Source organism: Streptomyces sp. NPDC102451 (assembly GCF_044765485.1).
Taxonomy (GTDB): Bacteria; Actinomycetota; Actinomycetes; order Streptomycetales; family Streptomycetaceae; genus Streptomyces.
The window spans coordinates 199,514-220,992 of record NZ_JBIWKD010000009.1; the positions used below are offsets into that span (position 1 = coordinate 199,514).

General features: G+C 73.0%; 17 protein-coding genes. 8 read left to right on the forward strand and 9 right to left on the reverse strand.

Annotation, left to right across the window (positions count from 1 at the left end; all coding sequences use genetic code 11):
* Window positions 1-15: 15 nt before the first annotated feature.
* Window positions 16-1,257 (forward strand): sensor histidine kinase, encoded by a 1,242-nt coding sequence (locus ACIRD8_RS21980; RefSeq protein ID WP_403994171.1) that lies wholly within the window; start codon window positions 16-18, stop codon window positions 1,255-1,257.
* On the opposite strand, the gene ACIRD8_RS21985 is transcribed toward ACIRD8_RS21980, so the two are convergent.
* Window positions 1,191-2,744, reverse strand: a complete 1,554-nt coding sequence (locus ACIRD8_RS21985) for a VWA domain-containing protein (protein ID WP_403993945.1) — start codon at window positions 2,742-2,744, stop codon at window positions 1,191-1,193. The two genes, ACIRD8_RS21980 and ACIRD8_RS21985, sit on opposite strands and share 67 nt — an antisense overlap.
* 292 nt (window positions 2,745-3,036) lie before the next feature.
* On the opposite strand from ACIRD8_RS21985, the gene ACIRD8_RS21990 reads away from it, so the two are divergent.
* The 3 genes from ACIRD8_RS21990 to ACIRD8_RS22000 all read left to right on the forward strand — a co-directional run bounded on the left by ACIRD8_RS21990 (window position 3,037) and on the right by ACIRD8_RS22000 (window position 7,390).
* Window positions 3,037-5,097, forward strand: coding sequence for a PhoX family protein (locus ACIRD8_RS21990; RefSeq protein ID WP_403993948.1), 2,061 nt, complete (start codon window positions 3,037-3,039; stop codon window positions 5,095-5,097).
* Window positions 5,098-5,325: 228 nt separating this feature from the next.
* Complete coding sequence (locus ACIRD8_RS21995; RefSeq protein ID WP_403993951.1) at window positions 5,326-6,960, forward strand: hypothetical protein; 1,635 nt, start codon at window positions 5,326-5,328, stop codon at window positions 6,958-6,960.
* A gap of 37 nt (window positions 6,961-6,997) precedes the next feature.
* Window positions 6,998-7,390 carry an RNA-binding S4 domain-containing protein gene (locus ACIRD8_RS22000; protein WP_403993953.1) on the forward strand — a complete coding sequence of 131 codons (393 nt, stop codon included), beginning with the start codon at window positions 6,998-7,000 and terminating at the stop codon, window positions 7,388-7,390.
* Here ACIRD8_RS22000 and ACIRD8_RS22005 read toward each other — a convergent pair whose 3' ends face one another.
* The 3 genes from ACIRD8_RS22005 to ACIRD8_RS22015 form a co-directional block, all read right to left on the reverse strand.
* Entirely contained in the window at window positions 7,391-7,636 is a 246-nt protein-coding gene (locus tag ACIRD8_RS22005) for a DUF2630 family protein (protein ID WP_403993956.1), read from the reverse strand.
* Window positions 7,637-7,660: 24 nt separating this feature from the next.
* A complete protein-coding gene (locus tag ACIRD8_RS22010; RefSeq protein WP_403993959.1) occupies window positions 7,661-8,593 on the reverse strand; it encodes an NADP-dependent oxidoreductase in 933 nt (310 codons plus the stop codon).
* Between the two features lie 78 nt (window positions 8,594-8,671).
* Window positions 8,672-9,547, reverse strand: a complete 876-nt coding sequence (locus ACIRD8_RS22015; protein WP_403994174.1) for a hypothetical protein — start codon at window positions 9,545-9,547, stop codon at window positions 8,672-8,674.
* 119 nt (window positions 9,548-9,666) lie between these two features.
* Here ACIRD8_RS22015 and ACIRD8_RS22020 point away from each other — a divergent pair, with 119 nt between their 5' ends.
* Window positions 9,667-10,230, forward strand: a complete 564-nt coding sequence (locus ACIRD8_RS22020; RefSeq protein WP_403993962.1) for a hypothetical protein — start codon at window positions 9,667-9,669, stop codon at window positions 10,228-10,230.
* Here ACIRD8_RS22020 and ACIRD8_RS22025 read toward each other — a convergent pair.
* The 3 genes from ACIRD8_RS22025 to ACIRD8_RS22035 form a co-directional block, all read right to left on the reverse strand.
* Window positions 10,211-10,633, reverse strand: coding sequence for a universal stress protein (locus ACIRD8_RS22025; protein ID WP_403993965.1), 423 nt, complete (start codon window positions 10,631-10,633; stop codon window positions 10,211-10,213). The two genes, ACIRD8_RS22020 and ACIRD8_RS22025, sit on opposite strands and share 20 nt — an antisense overlap.
* Window positions 10,634-10,726: 93 nt before the next feature.
* Window positions 10,727-11,392 carry an FMN reductase gene (locus tag ACIRD8_RS22030; RefSeq protein ID WP_403993968.1) on the reverse strand — a complete coding sequence of 222 codons (666 nt, stop codon included), beginning with the start codon at window positions 11,390-11,392 and terminating at the stop codon, window positions 10,727-10,729.
* The gene (locus ACIRD8_RS22035; RefSeq protein ID WP_099173365.1) at window positions 11,389-12,489 is read right to left on the reverse strand and encodes an LLM class flavin-dependent oxidoreductase; all 1,101 of its coding nucleotides are present in this window, start codon (window positions 12,487-12,489) and stop codon (window positions 11,389-11,391) included. Before ACIRD8_RS22035 ends, ACIRD8_RS22030 begins: the two co-directional genes overlap by 4 nt.
* 200 nt (window positions 12,490-12,689) lie before the next feature.
* On the opposite strand from ACIRD8_RS22035, the gene ACIRD8_RS22040 reads away from it, so the two are divergent.
* The 3 genes from ACIRD8_RS22040 (at window position 12,690) to ACIRD8_RS22050 (ending at window position 14,480) form a co-directional block, all read left to right on the forward strand.
* Complete coding sequence (locus ACIRD8_RS22040; protein ID WP_222723278.1) at window positions 12,690-12,815, forward strand: DUF6126 family protein; 126 nt, start codon at window positions 12,690-12,692, stop codon at window positions 12,813-12,815.
* A gap of 208 nt (window positions 12,816-13,023) precedes the next feature.
* Complete coding sequence (gene trpS / locus ACIRD8_RS22045; protein WP_403993972.1) at window positions 13,024-14,082, forward strand: tryptophan--tRNA ligase; 1,059 nt, start codon at window positions 13,024-13,026, stop codon at window positions 14,080-14,082.
* A gap of 26 nt (window positions 14,083-14,108) precedes the next feature.
* Window positions 14,109-14,480, forward strand: a complete 372-nt coding sequence (locus ACIRD8_RS22050) for a VOC family protein (protein ID WP_403993975.1) — start codon at window positions 14,109-14,111, stop codon at window positions 14,478-14,480.
* Between the two features lie 58 nt (window positions 14,481-14,538).
* Here the strand turns inward: ACIRD8_RS22050 and ACIRD8_RS22055 are convergent, their stop codons facing one another.
* Window positions 14,539-16,551 (reverse strand): NAD-binding protein, encoded by a 2,013-nt coding sequence (locus ACIRD8_RS22055; RefSeq protein WP_403993978.1) that lies wholly within the window; start codon window positions 16,549-16,551, stop codon window positions 14,539-14,541.
* Window positions 16,552-16,588: 37 nt separating this feature from the next.
* Window positions 16,589-21,454 (reverse strand): DNA repair ATPase, encoded by a 4,866-nt coding sequence (locus ACIRD8_RS22060; protein WP_403993981.1) that lies wholly within the window; start codon window positions 21,452-21,454, stop codon window positions 16,589-16,591.
* Window positions 21,455-21,479: the final 25 nt, after the last annotated feature.

Consider the following 21,479-nt stretch of genomic DNA (forward strand, 5'->3'; position numbering starts at 1 on the left):
GGGCTGCTGGGGCTGATGCGGACCACGGGGACGGCGCACGTGCGGCACTCCACGATCCGGATGCGGATCGCCCTCGTCTACGGCGGGGTCTTCCTGGTCCTCGGCACCGCGCTGCTCACCACGGTCAACCTGGCCTCGCGCGCCGGTACGGACTCGCAGGCGCGGGCCATCGCCACGTCCGCCGCGGTCGCCCAGCCGGGCTTCGCGGTCAACGGCCCCCTGCACGCACGGGGCCGCCTCGGCCCGCCCACGGTCTACGACGTCACCGACGACGTCAGCGACGCCGCGAGCCGGGAGCTCCTGTACTGGTCGGTCGCCGCGCTGCTCGTCATGACGGGGTGCGCGGTCGGGGTCGGCTGGTGGACAGCGGGCCGGGTGCTGCGGCCCGTCCACGCGATGACGGCGAAGGCGCGACGGCTCTCCGAGCACACCCTGCACGAGCGGATCGCGTCCAGCGGCCCGGACGACGAGCTGAAGGAGCTCGGGGAGACGCTCGACGCGCTGCTGGCCCGTCTTGAGAAGGCCTTCGACAGCCAGCGGCGGTTCATCGCCAACGCCTCGCACGAGCTGCGGACCCCGCTGGCCACCCAGCGGGCGGCGATCCAGGTGGGGCTGGACGACCCGTCGCCGGAGGACCTCGTACGGACCCGGCAGACGCTGCTGGACAACAACCGGCGCAGCGAGCGGCTCATCGAGGGGCTGCTGGTGCTGGCGCGCAGCGAACGGGGGCTGGCGAACAGCGAGCGCGCGGAGGTCGACCTGGCGCAGGTGGTGACGGAGGAGGCGGCCCGGCCCCTGGCGACGGCGGAGCGGACGGCTGCGATCCGGCCCGAGGTCACGGTCGCGGCCGAGCCCTGTGTCGTACGGGGCAACAGGCAGCTGCTCGCGCAGCTCGCGGCGAATCTGCTGTCCAACGCGGTGCGGTACAACGTGCCCGGCGGCCGGGTGGGGGTGTCACTGTCGGCGGACGGGGTCCTGGCGGTCCGCAACACCGGCCCGGTGGTGGCCGAGGGGGACATTGCCGGGTTCTTCCAGCCGTTCCGGCGCGGTGAGGGGCGGGACCGGATGGGGCAGGGCTCGGGGCTCGGCCTGTCGATCGTGCGCTCCATCGCGCTGGCCCACGGCGGTACGGTCACGGCGGTACCCGGCCCGGAGGGCGGGCTCGCCGTGACCGTACGGCTGCCGGCGGATCAGTCCTCCGCGACGACCCCGCGGGCGGCGGCCCAGGCGGGGAGCCCGGCGAGCACCTCCCGGTAGAACGTCGCGTCGGGCACCTCGCGCGGGGCGGGGCCCGCGTGGAAGAACCCGGCGTTCTCGACGTCCAGCCTGCGCAGGAAGTCGAAGCCCTTCGCGTCCTCGTCGCCGAACGCGACGAACTGGAAGAACAGCGGCAGCCGTGCCGCGTCCGCCAGGGCCTCCTTGGCCGCGACCTTGGCGTCCGGGGCGCCGTCCGTCTGGAAGATCACCAGCGCGGGGCCGGTGGCGCCGGACTTCTCGTAGTGCGTGACGATCTCCTCGACGGCCCGGTGGTAGTTCGTACGGCCGAGGCGGCCGAGGCCCGCGTGCAGCTCGTCGATCCGGCCCTCGTGGGCGGTGAGGTCGACCGCCCCGGTGCCGTCGATGTCGGTCGAGAAGAAGACGACCGGCACGGTGGCGTTCGCGTCCAGGTGCGCGGCCAGCGCCAGCGTGCGGTCACCCAGGTGCTGGGCGCTGCCGTCCTTGTAGAACGGCCGCATGGAACCGGAGCGGTCGAGCACCAGGTACACGGTGGCCCGCAGCCCGGTCAGCCCGTGGGCCTTGAGCCCGGCCTGCGCGGCCTTGTACGGGGCCACGAGCGCGGGCGCCGCGGCCTTGACCCGGGCGAGGGTGACGGCGGGCTTGCCGGCCGGGGCGGACTTGACCTCGGGCGCGGCTTCCGGCTCGGCGACGGGCTCGGGCGCGGCGACCGGCTCGGCGGCCTCCGGCTCCGGTACGACGACGGGCTCCGGTACGGCGACGGGCTCGGGTGCGGTCACGGCCTCGGGTGCCGCCACCGGCTCGGGCGCGGCGACCGCCGCCTCGGCCTTCGGCGGCTCGGGTGCCGATTCCGGCTCGGGCTCGACGGCGACCGGCTCGGCAGCGGCCTTCTCGGCAGCGGGCTCCTCGACGGGCTTCTCGACGACGGCCGGCTCGGGGGCCACCTCCGCCTCCACCTCGGCCTCGGCAACGGGCGCCTCAGCAACCGGAGCCTCGGCGGCGGGCTTCTCGGCCTCCGGCTCCGGCTCCGGGTCCATGTCGATCGTGATCGGCGCGACGGCGGCCGCCTCGGTCTCGACCACGGCCTCCGCGGCCGGCTCCGCGGCCGTGTCAGCAGGAGCCGCCGCGTCGGCGGCAGCGTCCTTCCCGGCGTCCGCGGTGTCGGCCGTCGGCGCGGCCGGCTTCGCCTCCGGGTCCGACCCCTGGGCCGGAACCTTCGGCGCGGGTGCGGAGGTCGTCGCGCCCGTCGAGGTGGCTGACGCCTTGTCGAAGGCCGCCGCGACCAGGTCCGACGCCTGTCCGCTGTCGTGCTCGGTACCGGCGGACCGGTCCGAGGAGGAGGCCGGGGCCGGTACCGAGGCCTTCGCGGGCTCGGCCGCCGAAGTGGCGGTCTCCGGCTCCGGCTCCGTGGGCTGGGTGCGCTCGGCCTGGGGCGGGACGGTGGCCGTGGTCGGCTCGTCCTGCTCCGTGCGGCCGAACACCTTGCGCAGCAAGCTCCGAATGCCCATGGGCGAGGCCTTTCGCATGAGTTGGGTGCGATAAATGTCCGTACTGCGGGAATTGATCCCTGGCCAGGGCGGATACGTAAGGTTAGCGGCCGGATCCGGCCGTTCGGTTGCGCGGCCCGCCCCTGCGTCAACCGAGCCCCAACCGAGTCGTCATCGAGTCCTGGACGGGGGCCCGTACGGCCGGAAGTGGAGCGGTGTCCCGGACTTCACCCTCCGTTCACCGGCAGTCCCTCGAACGGCGTGGATGCGCCCCTACCGTCACCGCGTGACACACAGACGGAGGGACGAAAACGTGCGCGAACTGCTTCCGCTCATCGGCTCGCACCAGGGCGGGCGCTCTGCGCTGACCTGCCGCTACCGCTGCGGTGACGCCTGCTTCCAGGAGGTTCCGAACACCAGCGACAACGAGTACGCCGGCGACATCATCGCCGGTGCCCTGTCGCGCCGGTCCATGATGCGCGCCGCCGCAGTGGTGACCGTGGCCGCGGCCGCCGGGACCGCCGCTCTCGCCGGGCCCGCCGCCCCGAGCGCCGAGGCCGCACCGCTCGCGGGACGGACCGGCGGCAGGCCGAAGCCCACGGCCCCGGGCGCCCGGGGCCTGCGCTTCGCGGCCGTCGCACCGAACACGGACGACAAGGTCACGATCCCCGACGGCTACAGCCAGAACGTGGTGATCCGCTGGGGCGAACCGATCCTGCGCGGCGCCCCCGCCTTCGACCCGGACAAGCAGTCCGCGAAGGCGCAGGCGGGCCAGTTCGGTTACAACAACGACTTCCTCTCCCTGCTCCCGCTGGGCGGCGAGCGCGGCCGTCAGGTGCTGGTCGCCAACCACGAGTACACGGACGAGATCCTGATGTTCCGTGGTTACGATCCGGCCAGTCCGACCCGTGAGCAGGTCGAGATCGCCTGGGCGGCGCACGGACTCTCCGTGGTCGTCGTCCAGGAGGAGAACCGCACCGGCAGGCTCGCCCCGGTCACCCGCCACCCGCTGAACCGCCGTCTCACCGCGACCAGCGAATTCCGGGTCACCGGCCCCGCCGCCGGCAGCCCGCTGCTGCGCACCTCCGCCGACCGCACCGGCCGCAAGGTGCTCGGCACCCTCAACAACTGCGCGGGCGGCACCACCCCTTGGGGCACCACGCTGCACGGCGAGGAGAACTTCAACCAGTACTTCGCCAACGGCTCCAGCGCCACCGACAAGCGGTACGGCATCGGAACCACCGCGACCGAGCGCAAGTGGGAGCGGTTCGACAAGCGCTTCGACCTCGCGCAGGAGCCCAACGAGGCCCACCGCTTCGGCTGGGTCGTCGAGCTCGACCCGTACGACCCGGACTCCACGCCCCGCAAGCGGACCGCGCTCGGCCGGTTCAAGCACGAGGCGGCGCAGCCCCGGCTGACCGCCGACGGCCGTCCCGTGGTCTACATGGGCGACGACGAACGGTTCGACTACTTCTACAAGTTCGTCTCCAGCAAGCGGATGAAGAAGGGGAGTTCGCGGGCCGCCCGGGAGCACAACCTGACGCTGCTGGACGAGGGCACGCTGTACGTCGCCAAGCTGACCGGGGACTCCCCGGCCGCGGAGTTCGACGGCACGGGCAAGCTCCCCTCCGACGGCGAGTTCGACGGCAGCGGCGTCTGGATCCCGCTCGCCACGGGCACCACCTCGCACGTCCCGGGCATGACGGCCGAGGAGGTGTACGTCTTCACCCGGCTGGCAGGCGACAAGGTCGGCGCGACGAAGATGGACCGCCCCGAGGACGTCGAGCCCTCGCCGCGCACCGGCCGGGTCTACATCGCCCTCACCAACAACACCGACCGCGGCAAGGCGGGCAAGGCCGGCGCGGACGAGGCCAACCCGCGCAACGCCAACAAGCACGGCCAGATCCTGGAGCTCGCGGAGAACTGGGACGACCCGGCGGGGGACGGGTTCGCCTGGCGGCTGTTCCTCGTGGCGGGTGATCCGGAGGACCCGTCGACGTACTTCTCCGGCTTCCCGAAGGAGAAGGTCAGCCCCATCTCCTGCCCGGACAACGTGGCCTTCGACGACCACGGCAACCTGTGGATCTCCACGGACGGCAACCAGCTCGGCTCGCACGACGGTCTGTTCGGCGTCGCGACGCAGGGCGAACGGCGGGGCGAGCTCAAGCAGTTCCTGACCGTGCCGACCGGTGCGGAGACCTGCGGCCCGGTGATCCAGGACCGCCGTGTCCTCGTCGCCGTGCAGCACCCGGGCGAGGTCGACGGCGCCTCAGTGGAGAAGCCGGCGAGCACCTGGCCGGACGGGCGGGGCAGGATCGTGCGCCCGTCGGTCGTCGCCGTCTGGCGCAAGGACGGCAGCGACATCGGCGTCTGAGACGCACGGGGCAGCCGGAACCGGAAGCCCGTCTACGGCCTGTGTCCGTGCGGTGCACTGCTGATGGGTGTCGTTCAAATGCGCCCACGGGGAACAGAGTTGCGTTGTTAGCGTGACCGGCCGGTGTGCCTGATGTCAGGTCAGCGCACCGGCCGATCAGTACGCGCACTCACGAAGGGCCCCCACATGGGACGACCATCCCGCCGAACACGCCTCGCTGCCTGTGCCGTGACAGCAGGCGCGCTGCTGTCCGCCCTGGTGCCGGCCGCGGGTGCCACGGCAGCCACCGCCGACGCCCCGCGTGCCGTCGCGGCGGACGATCCCGTCCCGGGCCATGAGGGCATGCCGGACGACGGCTTCGAGGACGCGCCCGAAGGGGAGCAGGACGACCTCGCGGGAGCGGGCACCTCTTCCTCGGCGTCGGCCGGCGCCGACGCCCAGGCCGTGGTCCCCGGCCGCCCGGGCGACTTCACGCTGGAGACCGGCACGGGCCTGACCGGGCTGGTCGGCAAGCTGGACGCCGCCCTGCCCAAGCAGGGCCTCACCGAACTCGTGACGCAGGCCAACCGGGACGCGGGATGGAACTCCACCTGCGGTGACGCCGCCATCTACGGTCCCGACCTGGTCGCCGCGCCCCGGGTCTGCTGGGCGGACGACGACGCCACCTCCTCCGAGTGGATCCCGCAGGCCATCACCGGCGTCTCCGACGCCCAGGAGGACGAGGACTGGGGCACGTCCGACGCCGAACCCGTCGCGGTGGCCGGCTACGACGACCAGAACCCCGGCCGCAGCGACTACGCCTCCGGCCGTGACAACTGTGTGCAGGCATCCGCGTCCGACGCCTGCAACGAGAAGGGCATCCGGGTCAGCTTCTTCAACCAGGCGACCAAGAAGTACCGCCATGTGCTGCTGGCCTGGCCCTACCTGAACTCCAAGGACCACATCTCCTTCGACGCGCTGCACGCGAGCGAGGGCAAGTGCACGGCGGCTTCCGGTGTGACGGCCTCCTGCAAGGCGCAGAACGGCATCCACGCGGGCGGCATGGTCTGGTACGGCAACTACCTGTACGTCGCCGACACGGCCAACGGCATGCGGGTCTTCGACCTCCGCAAGATCATGGACCTCAACCCGGACAACGACTCCTCGGTCCACGACCCGACACCGGACGGCCTGGTCAGCAACGTCGTCGACAAGAAGCGGGTCGGCCGTCAGAACAACGTCTGGTACGCCTACGGCTACCGGTACGTGATGCCCCAGATCGCCACGCTGAAGTTTACCACCGCGAAGAACAGCGGGACCACCAGCGGCAACCAGTGCTACGCGACCGGCCGCCCGAAGGCCTCGTACATCTCGCTCGACCGGACCGGCGACGACCACATGGTCCTCGGTGAGTACTGCAACGTCAACAACGGCGGGTCCAGCCACGGCCGCGTCGGCACCTACCCGATGACCGCGCTGACCGCCGCGGTCGAGGGCGCGGCGGGCACCACGGCCAAGGCGGACCTGGCGTACGGGCTGCCGGACACCGGCACCTTCGGCGGCGAGGCCCTCTGGCACAAGATCCAGGGCGTCACGCGCTACGACGGCACGTGGTACTTCCACCGCAGCAACGCCTACGACAACGGCCGGCTGCTGCAGGCCACCCCGAAGACCGTGGACGGCACGACGCAGCTCGTCGCCAACCCGAAGATCCTGGAGAGCTCGTTCGGCCCCGAGGACCTGTACCTCGCGCACGGCCGGGGCGACGGCCTGCCGCCGAAGCTGTGGTCGCTCAGCGAGCACGCGCCCAGCAAGTGCGGGGTGTGCAAGCGGGAGCTGTACAGCTACGACATGGGTGAGGTCATCAGCGGCTTCGGCTCCTGACCCCACCACGGCGCCTCATCGCACTACAGTCGTACGCATGGTTTCCGGTGAGGCGCCGCAGGCGGAGGGAAGCGTCCGGGTCGACGCCTGGATCTGGGCCGTCCGGCTGACGAAGACCCGGTCGCAGGCGGCCGCCGCCTGCCGCGCGGGACATGTGCGGGTCAACGGCGAGCGCGCGAAGCCCGCCCAGGCCCTGCGTACGGGCGACGAGGTGCGGCTGCGGCACGCGGGCCGGGACCGGATCGTGGTCGTCTCCAGGATCGTGAAGAAGCGGGTGGGCCCGCCGGTCGCGGCGGAGTGCTTCGTCGACAACAGCCCGCCCCCGCCGCCGCGCGAGGTGGCCCTCCAGGTCCCGGTCCGCGACCGGGGCACCGGCCGCCCGACCAAGCGGGACCGCCGCGAGATGGAACGCCTGCGGGACAGCCCTTAGTCAGCTCTGGTAGCCCTCCACCTCGGAGGCGGGGCGCACCTTCGCCTCCGAGGGGTCCTCGCCGTATTCGCTGAGCGCGCGCCGCTGCCGCAGCAGGTCCCAGCACTGGTCCAGCTGGACCTCCACCTCACGCAGCCGTACCCGCTCGTCGCCGGTGAGGCCCAGTTCGGCGGTGGAGCGGGCGCGCAGGGCGCGCTCCTCGGTGATCAGCCCGTCGATGTTCTCGAAGATGTCCTGGTCGGCCATGAGTCTCTCCCGGTCCGGTGTCCTTCAGATGACGAAGACGGTCTTGCCGCGCGCCCCGCCCGCGCGGTTCTGTGCGAGCGCCTGAGGAGCCTTCTCCAGGGGGAGCTCCATGTCGACGGGCACGGTCAGCTCGCCGCGCGCCACCGCCGCGGCCAGCTCGTCCAGCACCGCGGCGGTCGGGGCGATCCGGAAGTCGGCCCAGGCGACGCCGGCCGGGGCCGCGACGCCCCGGGTGGTCACCGCGACCCCGCCGTCGCGGACCAGGGCGGTGTACGCGGCGAACGAGGCGGAGTCCGCGGAGACGAGGTCGACGAGCGCGTCGACGCCGTCCGGGTACAGATCGCGCACGGCCGTTTCCAGCGCCTCGGGGCCGGTGGTCGTGTCGACGGTGGCGGTGGCGCCGAGCGCCCGCATCCGCCGCCGCTCGTCGCCCCGTACGGCGGCGACGACCGCGGTCCCCCGGGCCGCCGCGAGCTGGGTGAGGAAGCTGCCGACGCCTCCCGTCGCCCCGACGATCAGCAGGCTCAGTCCGCTGCGTACGGCCGTGCTCGACAGGATCTGCGCGGCGGTCGTCCCGGCCGTGGGGAGCGCCGCCGCGAGCTGGAGCGGCATGTCGCGCGGCACCAGGGCGATCGGGGAGTCCTGCGGGACGCACAGGTACTCGGCGTACGCCCCGCAGCGGCCGTGGGGCGGCGCCGTCACCCGGCCGAAGACCGGGTCGCCGACCCGGAAGGTGTTGTCGCCGCTGCCGATCATGTCCACCCGGCCCGCGAAGTCGGTACCCAGGACGAGGGGGAACGCGGCGCGTTCCGGGGTGCCGTCGGCGGTCCGCCGGTCGAGCGGGTTGAGGGAGGCGTACTCGACCTTCACCCGGACCTCGCCGGCCCCGGGGTCGGGCTTCGGTATCTCGACGGGACAGGGCTCCGCACGGAACGCGCTGACAGCGATGGCACGCATACGGCAGACCTCTCACTCGCCCCCTGGGCTCTCACGCATCCCACTCTCGCCCGGCCCACGCACCCCCGCATGTCGGGCTCAGGAGGGCCTGGAGGACCTGGAGGGCCGGCCCGCCACGGCCCGCCCGACCACACCGCCGACCACCAGGACCGCGCCCACGAGCAGCACGATCCACACCGTCGTGCGCAGGGAAGCGGTCAGCGCGTCGTACACGGCGGCGGCTCCGTCCCGGTCGGTGCCGGGCACCTGGTCGAGCACCCGGTCGCGGCCGACGGCGACCGCGATCCGCAGCAGGGCCGCGCCGAGGACCAGCCCGCCACCGGCCACGGCCGCGGTCGTCAGGCAGGCCCGCAGACCGCCGCGTACGAGCGTGAGGCCCAGCACCAGCACGAGCAGCACCACGGTCGCCACGGCCGGCCAGACGCTGCAGTACCTGAGCCACCGGAACGAGGACCTCAGTTCGTCGGCGCGGTCGGCGGACAGCACGGTGATGGAGGTCTCCCGGACCGGGATCCGGTCGGCGAACGGCACCCCGTCGCTGACCAGCTGCTTCTTGACCTCCTCGATCACCGGGGCCAGATCGATGGTCACCGCCTGCCCGTCCTCTCCGTGCAGCGAGGCGGTCACGTCCTGGTGCGCCGTCCGGTTCGCGCTGTCCCAGGCCCGCTGGAAGGCCTCGGTCGTCGTGAACGACAGGGCGGTCTCGTGCAGGAACTGCTCGACCGTGTCCTGGAGCGGCCCGACGTCGATGTTCTTCATCGCCTCGTCCGTGACCAGCGTGGCCACGGTGTTCCGTACGTCGTCGTCGGAGGCCAGCGGGGAGACGGCGGCGAGATACCGGTCGGTGTCGTCGAGCTCCAGGTCGACCCAGGCCGAGAGCGCACTCAACGGGACCAGCACGGCGAGCAGGACGAGCAGTACCGCCGACAGAGCCGCTGAGAGATAGGTCCGCACAGGCACCAGCCAATCCCGTGCGGCGGCGGGGCGCTCCGGGCCGTACGCCATTCGAGTTGCCGGGCGGCCCGGCCGGGTGTGCGCTGAGAGGACGGGGGCGACGGAAGGAGCTGTGCGCCATGGCCACACACGCAACGATGCCGGTGCGCCGGCGGACGCATGCCCGTGCCCCCGCCCCCGCCCAGCAGGAACACCGGCACACCGCGCTCGCCTGGGCGGTGCCCCTGGTGCTGGGCGTGATCCTCGGCTTCTGGGCCTTCTTCATCAACCGGGACGGCGGGGCGACCACGAGCGGCCAGATCTGGCTCGGAGTCGTCTCCGGGGTGGCCTTCGCCGCGCTCTGCTACCTGCTCGCGCAGGTCCGGTGGTCCCTGCCGCGCGAGCTGCGCGCGACGGCGTTCGGCGTGCTGGCCGGAGGCGCGGTCGGCTTCCTGTCCAGCCTGAACGGCAGGAGCGTCCTGATGTCGGGCTTCATCGGACTGGTGGTCGGAGCGGGGACGCTCGCCACGATGTTCTACGCCTACTACACCCGCGAGGGTGACCCGCGGCAGCAGGGAGAGCGCGTCGGACCGGAAGTGACGCCGAACGGGCGGGAGGCGGACACGGCGAACGGGCGGGTCCCCGGGTGCCGGGGGCCCGCCCGCTCTCGTGCGTACCGTCCGCTCAGTCGCGGACGACGGTGACGGGGCAGCTCGCGTGCTGGGCGACATGGAGGCTGACCGAGCCGAGCAGCGTCGCCTTGAAGCCGCTGTAGCCACGGGCGCCGACGACCAGCAGGTTGGCGCCCTTGGAGCGTTCCAGCAGGGACTGGGCGGGGTTGCCGATCACGACGATCTTCTCGACCGCCGCCGCTCCCTCGGCGCCGAGGGCCTCCTCCAGCGCCTCGTTGAGCGCCACGGTCGCCACCGCCTGCGGGTCGAAGTCCTCCGGCATGCCCGGCATCATGGACCCCCAGCTGGTCGCGGGGTACTCCCAGCTGTTGACCGCCTCGACGGTGTCGCCGGTCAGCTCGGCCTGGCGTACGGCCCAGCGCAGCGCCTTGATCGACGGGTCCGACCCGTCGACGCCCACGACGATCCTGCCCATGTCTGCCTCCAGTGTGTTCAACATTTACGGCATACAGGGAGCAACTGTAGTCAACACGGACTCCGGGGGCCGCTCAGGCCCCCGGGGCCGGCTTCAGCCGACCCGCAGTCCGGCGAGCTGCTGCTCGAACGGGACGAGCGCGTCCTCGCCGTCGTCGAGGGTCGGGGTCCGTGAGGCGCCGGAGACGGTCCGGCCCGTCACTGCGGAGGCGAGCTCGCCGCCCGCGCGCCGGATCCGGGAGGGCAGCCCCTCGGTGTACTCGTCCCCGTCTCTGCCCCAGTCCTCCGACGCCGCGTACACGGAGGTCGGCAGGACGACGGCCCGCAGGTAGGCGAAGAGCGGGCGCATCGCGTGCTCCAGGACCAGCGAGTGGCGAGGGGTGCCGCCGGTCGCCGCGATGACGACGGGCTTGCCGGTCAGCGCGGTGTTGTCGACCAGGTCGAAGAAGGACTTGAACAGCCCGCTGTACGAGGCGGTGAAGACGGGCGTCACGGCGATCAGTCCGTCCGCCCCGGTCACCGCGTCGAGCGCCTTCTTCAGGCCGGCCGGCGGGAAGCCGGTGACCAGGTGGTTGGCGATGTCGACGGCCAGGTCGCGCAGCTCGACGACCTCGACCTCGACGCGGCGGTCCTGCTCGGCCGCCAGCCTCTCGCGGGCCGCCCCGGCGAGCCGGTCGGCCAGCAGCCGGGTGGAGGAGGGGCTGCTGAGACCGGCCGCGACGGCGACGATCTTCAGGGGGGCGGTGGCGGGCACGGTCATCGGAGCTCCTTCGGGTCTGCGGCGGCGGCGCGGGCGGCGGCGACCGCGGGGTGGACGGGGGCGTCCGGCACTCCGGCCGGGCGCAGGCGGGCGAACTCCTTGCGCAGGACGGGCACGACCTCCTCGCCCAGGATGTCGAGCTGCTCCAGGACCGTCTTCAGCGGCAGCCCCGCGTGGTCCATCAGGAACAGCTGGCGCTGGTAGTCACCGACGTCCTCGCGGAAGGACAGGGTCCGCTCGATGACCTCCTGCGGGGAGCCGACGGTCAGCGGGGTCTGCTGGGTGAAGTCCTCCAGGGAGGGCCCATGTCCGTAGACCGGGGCGTTGTCGAAGTACGGGCGGAACTCCCGCACCGCGTCCTGCGAGTTCTTCCGCATGAACACCTGGCCGCCGAGGCCCACGATCGCCTGCTCGGCGGTGCCGTGCCCGTAGTGGGCGTAGCGGCGCCGGTAGAGGTCGACCATCTTCCTGGTGTGCTCCATGGGCCAGAAGATGTTGTTGTGGAAGAACCCGTCGCCGTAGTACGCGGCCTGCTCGGCGATCTCCGGCGAGCGGATCGAGCCGTGCCAGACGAACGGCGGGACACCGTCCAGCGGGCGCGGGGTCGCGGTGAAGGACTGCAGCGGGGTGCGGAACTTCCCCTCCCAGTCGACGACGTCCTCGCGCCACAGCTTGTGCAGCAGCGCGTAGTTCTCGATCGCCAGCGGGATGCCCTGACGGATGTCCTTGCCGAACCAGGGGTAGACCGGCCCGGTGTTGCCGCGGCCCATCATCAGGTCGACGCGGCCGTCGGCCAGGTGCTGGAGCGTGGCGTAGTCCTCGGCGATCTTCACCGGGTCGTTGGTGGTGATCAGCGTGGTCGAGGTGGAGAGGATCAGCTTCTCGGTGCGGGCCGCGATGTAGCCGAGCGTGGTCGTCGGCGAGGACGGGACGAACGGCGGGTTGTGGTGCTCGCCGGTCGCGAAGACGTCCAGGCCCACTTCCTCGGCCTTGAGCGCGATCGCGAGGGTCGCCTTGATCCGCTCGTTCTCGCTCGGTGTCGTACCGGTCGTGGGGTCGGTGGTGACGTCCCCGACGGTGAAGATCCCGAACTGCATGGCGCCCGCCTCCAAAGGTGTTGAGCGAGAAGTGTTGAGCACGTGGTCCGTGGCTATTGGTTGAACGTTGAACTATGTGAACACACCCTACAACGGAGCACCCCCTCTCCCTATTCCACCCGCTCCAGGACACCTGTCCACCGGGCCCTGCGTACCCTGGACACGGCGCCCGCCGCGGCCGCCGGACGGAGGAACGCCTGATGAGCGAGAGCGAACGCTGGAAGGAACGCGGCGTCGCCCTGCGCGTCTTCGTCTACGTCTTCGCGACGCACCTGTTCGCCGGGTTCGTCATGCTGCTCTTCTACGTCGGTGGCGGCGACAAGTAGGAAAACGCTCCCGTGCCGGAAGGCCGCTGCGCGCTACACTCGCGCCATGACCTCCGTACCGTGCCGAAACTGGTGGCGCTCCTCCTAGGAGCGGCCACCTTCTCTGCACGGAACCAGGGCCGTTCGATCTTCGGACGGCCCTTTTCGCTGCCCCGGTGCCCCGTGACGGGCCGTCCTCCACGCATACACCACCAGCGAGGAGACCCCCGTGACCACGACCGCCGACCTCTCCGTCAGTCCCGCGGTGCGCCGCAGCGCCGAACTGGAACAGCAGCTCGCCCTGGACCCCGGACGCTTCCGCGTCCTCACCGGCGACCGGCCCACCGGGGCCCTGCACCTCGGCCACTACTTCGGCACCCTCCACAACCGGGTGCGCCTCCAGGACCTGGGCGTGGACGTCTTCGTGCTGATCGCCGACTATCAGGTCCTCACCGACCGGGACGTGGCCGAGCGGCTCACCGAGCATGTGGAGGGGCTGCTCCTGGACTATCTCGCCATCGGGATCGACCCCGCCCGTACGACGGTCTTCAACCACAGCGCGGTCCCCGCCCTCAACCAGCTGCTGCTGCCGTTCCTGTCCCTGGTCTCCGTCGCCGAACTGGGCCGCAACCCCACGGTGAAGGACGAGATCGCGCACTCCCGGCAGTCCGCCGTCAGCGGCCTCATGTACACCTACCCGGTGCACCAGGCCGCCGACATCCTGTTCTGCAAGGGCAACCTCGTCCCCGTCGGCCAGGACCAGCTGCCCCACCTGGAGATCACCCGCACCGTCGCCCGGCGCTTCAACGAGCGGTACGGCGATGTCTTCCCCGAGCCCGACGCGCTGCTCTCCGCCGCGCCCCTGCTGCTCGGCACCGACGCCACCAAGATGAGTAAGAGCCGCGGCAACTCCATCGCCCTCGGCGCCGACGCCGACGAGACCGCCCGGCTGATCAAGGGCGCCACCACCGACGCCGACCGGCACATCACCTACGACCCCGGGCTGCGGCCCGGGGTGTCGAGCCTGGTGCTGCTGGCCGCGCTCTGCCTCGGCCGCGACCCGCACGAGGTCGCCGAGGAGATCGGCAACAGCGGCGCGGCCGGTCTCAAGCGGACCGTGACGGAGGCCGTCAACGCGGCGATGGCCCCGATCCGCGCCCGCCGGGCGGAGTACGCCCAGGACATGGGGTACGTACGTGACGTGCTGCGGGCCGGCAACGAGCGGGCGAACGCCGTGGCCGAGGCGACGCTCACGGAGGTGCGGCAGGCGATGGGGATGTTCCTCTAGGGCGGAGGCCGGGAACACTGGCCGACATGCCCGTCTCGCTGCACCACATCGTCATCGACACCCACGACCTGCCCGCCCTGTCCCGCTTCTGGGCCGAAGCGCTGCGCTGGCGCATCCTGTCCGAGCGGGAGAGGGAGGTCGTGATCGGTCCGGACGAGACCTCACCCGTGGGCATCTGCTTCATGCCGGTGACGGACCGCAAGGCGGGCAAGAACCGTCTGCACCTCGACCTGACGTCCGCCGCGGAGGACCGGGAGGCCGAGATCGAGCGCCTCCTCGCTCTCGGCGCCCGCCACGCGGACGTCGGCCAGACCGGCGACGAGTCGTGGACCGTGCTGGCCGATCCGGAGGGGAACGAGTTCTGCGTGGTCCGCCCGAAGGAGACGCTCATCGGCTAGCGGGCGCTCCCGGGCCCGCGCGCCCCCGGCGGCCCGGCCCCCGGACCCCGCCCCCCGCTCAGCGGCGGGAGACCGAGCGCTGCCCGCGCAGCAGCTCGGCCAGCCCGCGCCGGGTCGCGGCGATCACCACCCGGTCCTCCCGCCGCAGCACATAGCCCGGGTGCAGGTCCCAGACCAGGCCGGAGGGCCGGTCCGGGGCACCGGGGCCGGTGGGGCCGTCCGGGTCGAACGGCGGTACGGCGGCCAGGTCCGGGAGGCGGTCGGCCGGCGGGGTGGCGTCCAGGGCCAGGACCCGCCAGGCGCCCGCCCGGAACGCCTGGTCGACGGTCCGGCCCTCCAGCTGCGGGTGGCCCGCCACCTCCAGGGCGGCGAAGAGCATCACCTTGCGCTCCACCGGCACCGCGCCGAGGATCTGCCGCCCCATCATGGCGACGGCGAACGACGGCGCGGCCAGATGGGACACCGAGCGGGACCGGGTCAGGGCCTGCGGGTGGGCCGTGCGCAGGGTGCGGTAGACGGCGGTGGCGAACTCGTCGTCGTACAGGCGCAGCGCCACCCGCAGTTCCGGCTTCACCGAGCGGGCGTACAGCGCGGCTTCGAGGTTCGTCGTGTCGATGCTGGTCAGGGCGAGCAGCGCGCGGGCCCGGCGGATCTTGGCCGCCTCCAGGACGCCCTCCTGGGTCACGTCGCCGAGGACCGTCGGGACGTGCAGGCTGCGGGCCAGCGGGATGCCGCGCGCCTCCGGGTCCTCCTCGACGACCACCACCGGGATGTCCAGCTCCCGCAGCCGCACCAGGACCCTCGTACCGATCTTGCCGAGACCCAGCAGGACCACATGGCCCGACAGACCGCGCGGGGGCCGGCGCAGGGAGGACGCGGTGCGCAGCGAGCCGAACGCCTCCAGGACGGCGGCGACCAGCAGCGGCAGCAGCAGGAGCCCGGCCATGCCGGAGAGCAGCTGGATGACCTGGCGGGACGCCGAATCGGTGTCCTCGACCGCCGGGTCGCCCATCGCCAGCAGGTCCAGCAGGGTCAGATAGGCGGCGTGCAGCGGGCTGTCCCCCGTGGTGACCACCGAGGCGACGGCCAGGGCGACGACGGCCGCCGCGACGCCCAGCGCCGACCAGCGTAGCCGCCGGGAGAAGACCTGGCCGAGCGGTGCGCCCCTGCCTCCCATGCGGGTGGGTGCCTGGTCGGGCCCCGCCTGGCTGATGGCCTCCAGGACGATCGTGCCCCGGCCCGTGGCGGCGTTCACCGTCGCCAGGTCGGGCAGGAGCTGCGGGCCCTCGTCGCCGCTGCTGTCGGAGCCCTCGCTGCCGGCCGGGTCCTGGCTGGTGGAGGAGAGCAGGGCCAGGGTGCACAGCCCCGGATCGGCGAGCTCGCCCGGACGCGGCGGGGTGCGCTCGACGGCGCGCAGGAGCAGTCCCTCGGCCTGGATGACCTTGCTGCTGCCGGTCAGGGCCGTGGCGGCGAGGGCCGGTGCGGCGGTGTCGGCGTCGGAGAGGACGGTGGTGGAGGCGTCCAGCACGGCCGGGTCGAGACCGGGCATGGCGACGGCGGCCGCCTGGTCGAGCAGCGTCTCCAGGTGCTGCCCCAGCTTGCGGTTGTAGAGCCGGATGACGAGGCGCAGACGCGGGTTGAGCCGACGGGCCGTCAGGGCGGCGCGGATGTTGAGCTCGTCGTCGTCGTAGACGAGCGCGAGCGCGGCGGCGCGGTCCACGCCTGCCTCCTCCAGCACGTCGTCGGAGGGCTCGTGCGCCTCCATGATGCGGACGGCCTCGACGCCGGCGTTCGTGTCGCCCGTGCCGTTCCCGCCGGCCGTCCCGTTGCGCATCATCGCGGCCGACATCCGCCCGAACAGGGCGCCCGCCCGCGCCCGTTGGGTCAGGGGCAGGTCCGGCCTGCTGGGTTCCCGGCCCGGGGGGACCAGGAGCGTGACCCGCTCCCCGTACACGTAGCGCAGCTCCACGGCGAGCCTGCGGGCGAGGGCGTCGTCGCCGCAGACCACCATGTGGCCACTGCTCGCGGGGCGTTGGGGCTGTTGGGGAAGTGAGGTCACGGAACCCAGCATGCCTTGCTCCCTCCGGTTCAGTCGGGCGTGTCGGTGATCATCGCGTGACGGGGGCGTGGGCCCGCGTCACCCCGTCGGGGCCCGTCGCCCGCTCGATGGCCGCCTCGACCGCCGCGATCCGGTCCGCGAGGAGGCCCAGCGCACCGACCGCCCGGGAGGCGGGGTCGCCGTCGGGCCCGCCGAGGGCCTGCGTGCGTACGTAGGCGGAGGTGACCGCCGCCCAGCGCTCGGCCTGTGCCGGGCCGAGCGTGCCCCGCAGGGCGGCCAGCTTCAGCAGGTTCGACTCGGCGCCCGTGGTGAGAGTCTGGGCCTCGCCCGCATAGTGGTCGTCGACGACGGCGGACAGCTCGGCATCGTTCATGACGGGCACGATCCGCTCGGCGATCTTGTTCATGTTGCGGTACGAGCCCTGGAGCCGGAACGGCGGCTCGGTGCGCGCCGCGTCGGTCTGCGCCGCCGACGCGATGTACGCCGCGTTCACCGCGAGGACCGTCTCCCGGGCCGTGAGCAGATGGCGCAGGACGGACACGATCCGGTCCAGCTCGGCCGGCGCGTAGGCGTGCTCCAGCTGGTCGGCACGCGCGGCGAGCCCGGAGCCGGACGCCATGCGCACGAGCAGCGCCAGGTCGGCGCGGGAGCGGCCCGCGAGCGGGGCGAGGACCGGGTTGGCGGTCAGCGCGTTCTCCACGAAACTCAGCGCGAACACGTCCTCCCGGCCGCTCAGCACCTCGCCGAGGTTCCACACGTCGGCCCGGTTGGCGAGCATGTCCGGAATCCTGAACCGGTCCCCGGACTCGGTGTACGGGTTGCCCGCCATGACCACCGCGAACCGCTTGCCCCGCAGGTCGTAGCTGCGCGGCTCACCGTCCCGCACCCCCTCGACGCGGCGGGTGGCGTCGCAGAGTGGAATGAACTTCTGGAGCAGCTCCGGCGAGGTGTGCTGGATGTCGTCCAGGTAGAGCAGGGTGTTGTTGCCCGACTCCAGCGCGAAGTTGATCTTCTCGACCTCGCGGCGTGCGGTCGCCCCGCGCGCCTGCGCCGGGTCCAGGGACGTCACGTCGTGGCCGAGGTTCGGCCCGCTGACCTTCACCAGGACCATGCCGAGCCGGTCGGCGACGTACTCCATGAGCGTCGTCTTGCCGTAGCCGGGCGGGGAGACGAGCAGCAGCAGGCCCTGCGAGTCGGTGCGCCGGTCCGCGTCCGCGGTGCCGAGCTGCTTGGCGAGGCTGTCGCCGATCAGCGGCAGGTACACCTCGTCCAGCAGCTGGTTGCGGACGAACGCCGACATCACGCGCGGCCGGTGGTCGTCCAGCCGCAGCCGGGCGCGCTCGGAGTCGACCAGCGTGGTGCGCAGCCGCTGGTAGGCGCGGAAGCCGGGCACGCCCTCGGCGCGGAACTCGGCGGTACGGGCGAGGAGTTCGTCCAGCCGCACGGTCAGCGACCCCCTCTCGACACGGGGGTGGTCGCCGAGCAGTCCGTCCACGGTCGCGGTGAGCGGGGCGTCGCGGTCGTACCGCTCCAGGCCGGGGCAGAGCTCCACGGCCGCGGCCTCCGCCAGGTCCCCGGCGTCCACGTCGGTGCCGGACGCGGCGGCGTACGAGCCGAGCCAGCCCTCGACCAGCTGGCGCCGGGCCGGCAGGTCGTCACCGAAGGCGGCCAGGTCGTCGTCGTACGCCGAAGTCCCGGTCGCCCGGCGGAACTTCTCCAGGAACTCGCGGGTGGCGGCGCTCGTCACGAAGCCGGCGGGGCCGCTCGTCAGCTCCTCGAAGAGGTACACGGCGGCCGTACTCCCCGCGCCCATCACGGCCGCCCACTCCTCCTGGAGCACGGCGATGGCGGGGGCGAGCCCGAAGGTGTCGCGGGCCCGCGCCAGCGACACGGCCCGGCGCGCCCAGGACGTACGGAGCGCCTCGTCCGCCTCGTGCGCCCAGAACAGCTGCGCGGCGGCGCGCACAGCGGACTCGTACCGCAGCAGCCCCGCACCGGCGTACAGCTCCAGCAGGGCGGTCAGGATCGCGGTGGCGTCCTCGTCGTGGACGCCACGCTGGTGACCCTCGTCGTACGCCGCCGCTGCCGCCTCCCGGACGAGTCCGGCCAGGTCCCGCGCGTCCGCCAGGGCGTCGGCGCCGTGCTCGTCCAGCAGCCGGGCGGCCAGGTGCTCGGCGCGGTAGACGTCCCGGGACTCCGAGGGCAGCAGCCGGTCCCAGTACGGGCGGGTCGCCGCGAACTCCGGGTCGGTGACCGGCGCCCGGTAGTCGGTGCCGGTCAGCGCGAAGGCGAGCCGGTCGCCGTGCGGGACCAGGGTCAGGTCGAAGGGCCGGCTGTTCACCGCGAACCGGTGGCGGCCCAGCTTGAGGACCGCGCCGCCGTCCGCGTACAGCTCGCCGCGGTCCCGCAGCGCGCGCCCGGCCTCCTGGCGGGCCGCCTTCAGCCGCCCGTCGAGCTCCTCGGCGCGCACCGGTTCGCCCAGCTCGCGCAGCTCCTCGGCGGTGCGCCGGACCTTGGCGACCATCGGGTCGGAGGCGAAGTACGTGTGGACGGCGTCCAGGTCCTCCAGCGCGGCCAGGCGCCGGGTGACTGTCTCCAGCACCCGGGCGGCCGAGTCCGCGAGCCGCTCTGCCCGCCGGGCACGGGCGTCCTGGAGGGTCTGCCGACGGGCCGAGAACGCCTCGTGGACCTCGGTCCTGCGCTCGGTCAGCCGGCCGAGGAAGTCGTCGGACTCCGCGAACCGGGACTCCAGGTTCTCCAGCTGGAGCAGCAGCCGCGCCAGCTGCTCGTCGCAGGCCTCGGGGGAGTCGGCGGCGGCCAGCGCCCCCGTGACGGCCTGCCCGAGCAGCGCGAACTCGGCGGCGAACTCGGCCCGGCCCTCCTGCGACAGCAGCTCCCGGCGGCGGGCGTCGAGGGTGGCGCGGGCCCGGTTGGCGTCGCCCAGCACCCCGGCGATCCGCTCCAGGATCGACGTACGGACGGTGGCGTCCCCGATGTCGAGCCCGGCCACCACGTCCGTGACGGTCGCCAGCCCCTCGGTGATCGCCGTCAGCCGGTCGCCGACCTCCGAGGCGTCAGCGACCGCGGTCAGCGCGTCGGCGGTGGCGGTGAGGGCGGCGAGCTCCTCGTGGTACCCGGCGAAGGCGTCCTCGCGGGCCAGGAAGGAGACGGCCCGCCGGGCGGCCGACGCCAGGTCGTCCTCGGCCTCGGCGGACAGCTTGGCGATGCGCTGGGTGTCGGCGTACCGCATCTCCGAGAGCGTCGCCAAGTGACCGTGTGTACGGCGGAGTTCGGTGAGCTGGTCGACCCAGGCGGCCGCCGTGCGCGGCGCCTCGCCCCGGATGCGGCGGACCAGGGCGGTGAGCCGGGCCGCCGTCTCCTCCAGGGCCTCGGCGGCCTGCCGGGTCAGCTCCTGCACCGTCCCGAACTCGGCCAGGACCTGGCCCGCGGTGGCCCCGATCTCCGTCAGGGGCTCGCCGAGTCCGCCCAGCTCGGGGTCGGTGAGCCAGTGGTAGCGGTCGCCGGCCCTGGCGCAGTCGGCGACGAGCCGGGTGTACACGGCGGCGGTCGGCGTCATGTCGCGGATGCCGTGCGCCAGGGCGAGGCAGTCGGAGATCCCGCGCACCAGGTCGGCGTTGCCGGTCCGGGCGAGCGGGCCGGTCCCGGCGGGGCGCGCGGCGGCGTAGGTGTCGGAGGCGTACGGGGTCCGCCAGCGCTGCAACGGGTGCACACGGGCGGGCCCGTCCTCGCCGCCCTTGAGCAGGACGAGGGTGCCGTCGTCCAGGAGCGCGTGCCCCCGGCCGAGCAGCGGGGTGGCGACCTCCTGGCGGATCAGGTTGTACGGCAGGAGCAGGGTGCGGCTCTCGTCGCGTGACCGGAAGACGTACAGCACGTCCTCGCCGTTGGGCGAGCGGACCGCGCCCTCGAAGACCGGGTCGGTGAGCTCCTCGGCGGTGTCGAACGTCTTGGCCGCGCCGGTGGTCAGGTAGTAGCCGCCGGGGAAGATGATCCCCTGGTCCTCGGGGAGCCGGTGGCAGGACGGCCCGATCGCATCCAGCCGCTGGACCCGGCCGAGCAGGGTGTTGAAGACCAGGTGGCGCCAGGCCTCCTCCTTGTACGGGCGCACCCGCAGCAGGACCAGCGGCCCGGCCCGCGCGTACTCGACGTCGGCGTCCGCCAGGGACTGCAGCGGCTCGTCGACGGGCTCCTCGTAGATCCCGTCCGGGGTCTCGGTGTCGTCCTCGGTCTTGACGGTGAGCGTGCCGCCCAGGGTGTCGACGAAGAGCGCGTCCTCGGCGACGGCGATGTGCGGGTGCCGGCCGGGCCGGTGGGCGTCCCGGCCGGCCGGGGTCCAGTCGAAGTCGTGCGAGGGCGGGAAGACGTGGTCCTTCTCGCCCCGGGCGTCCAGGAACTCCCCGGGCGTCCCGTCCGGGCCCAGGGCCCAGCGCAGGACACGGACGTCCTCGGCGCTCTCCCCGGTGCGGAACACGGCGATCAGCCGGCCGTTGACCCTGCGCAGCCGCAGCAGCCGGGCATCGCGGAAGTAGCGGTGCAGGCCCGCGAACTCCCGTACGAACGCCTCGTCGGCCAGCGGCCCTTCGCCCGTCACCTCGTCCAGGCCGGCCTCCCGCAGGACGAGGACGTCACCGACCCCGGTCTCCCCGCCGACACCGGGGCCGCGCTCGAAGCCGAACAGCAGCCGGTCGCCGACGGCGACCAGGTCCCGGGCCTGCGAGGGGCGCTCGGTGTGCACCTGCTCGGTGGCGAGCAGCCGCAGCCCGGTCGACCCGAACTCCTCGGTCCGCCGCGCGTTGAGCGCCTCGGCCCGCCGGACGAGCTCATCGGCCTGCGCCGCGAGCCGCCGCCGGAGCACCTCGTAGGCACCGCCGTCGGTGAGTGTGGTGTCACGGTCCATGCGCACGGCTCCCTACGAAATAACA

Excerpts from the sequence above, each read along its gene's own strand:
- ACIRD8_RS22030 (WP_403993968.1), bottom strand. The coding sequence starts at position 11,392 with ATGACCGTGCCCGCCACCGCCCCCCTGAAGATCGTCGCCGTCGCGGCC.
- ACIRD8_RS22060 (WP_403993981.1), bottom strand. The coding sequence starts at position 21,454 with ATGGACCGTGACACCACACTCACCGACGGCGGTGCCTACGAGGTGCTC.
- ACIRD8_RS22035 (WP_099173365.1), bottom strand. The coding sequence starts at position 12,489 with ATGCAGTTCGGGATCTTCACCGTCGGGGACGTCACCACCGACCCCACG.
- ACIRD8_RS21980 (WP_403994171.1), top strand. The coding sequence starts at position 16 with ATGCGGACCACGGGGACGGCGCACGTGCGGCACTCCACGATCCGGATG.
- ACIRD8_RS22010 (WP_403993959.1), bottom strand. The coding sequence starts at position 8,593 with ATGCGTGCCATCGCTGTCAGCGCGTTCCGTGCGGAGCCCTGTCCCGTC.
- ACIRD8_RS22050 (WP_403993975.1), top strand. The coding sequence starts at position 14,109 with ATGCCCGTCTCGCTGCACCACATCGTCATCGACACCCACGACCTGCCC.
- ACIRD8_RS22055 (WP_403993978.1), bottom strand. The coding sequence starts at position 16,551 with ATGCTGGGTTCCGTGACCTCACTTCCCCAACAGCCCCAACGCCCCGCG.
- ACIRD8_RS22040 (WP_222723278.1), top strand. The coding sequence starts at position 12,690 with ATGAGCGAGAGCGAACGCTGGAAGGAACGCGGCGTCGCCCTGCGCGTC.
- ACIRD8_RS22020 (WP_403993962.1), top strand. The coding sequence starts at position 9,667 with ATGGCCACACACGCAACGATGCCGGTGCGCCGGCGGACGCATGCCCGT.
- ACIRD8_RS22025 (WP_403993965.1), bottom strand. The coding sequence starts at position 10,633 with ATGGGCAGGATCGTCGTGGGCGTCGACGGGTCGGACCCGTCGATCAAG.
- ACIRD8_RS22000 (WP_403993953.1), top strand. The coding sequence starts at position 6,998 with ATGGTTTCCGGTGAGGCGCCGCAGGCGGAGGGAAGCGTCCGGGTCGAC.
- ACIRD8_RS22005 (WP_403993956.1), bottom strand. The coding sequence starts at position 7,636 with ATGGCCGACCAGGACATCTTCGAGAACATCGACGGGCTGATCACCGAG.
- ACIRD8_RS21985 (WP_403993945.1), bottom strand. The coding sequence starts at position 2,744 with ATGGGCATTCGGAGCTTGCTGCGCAAGGTGTTCGGCCGCACGGAGCAG.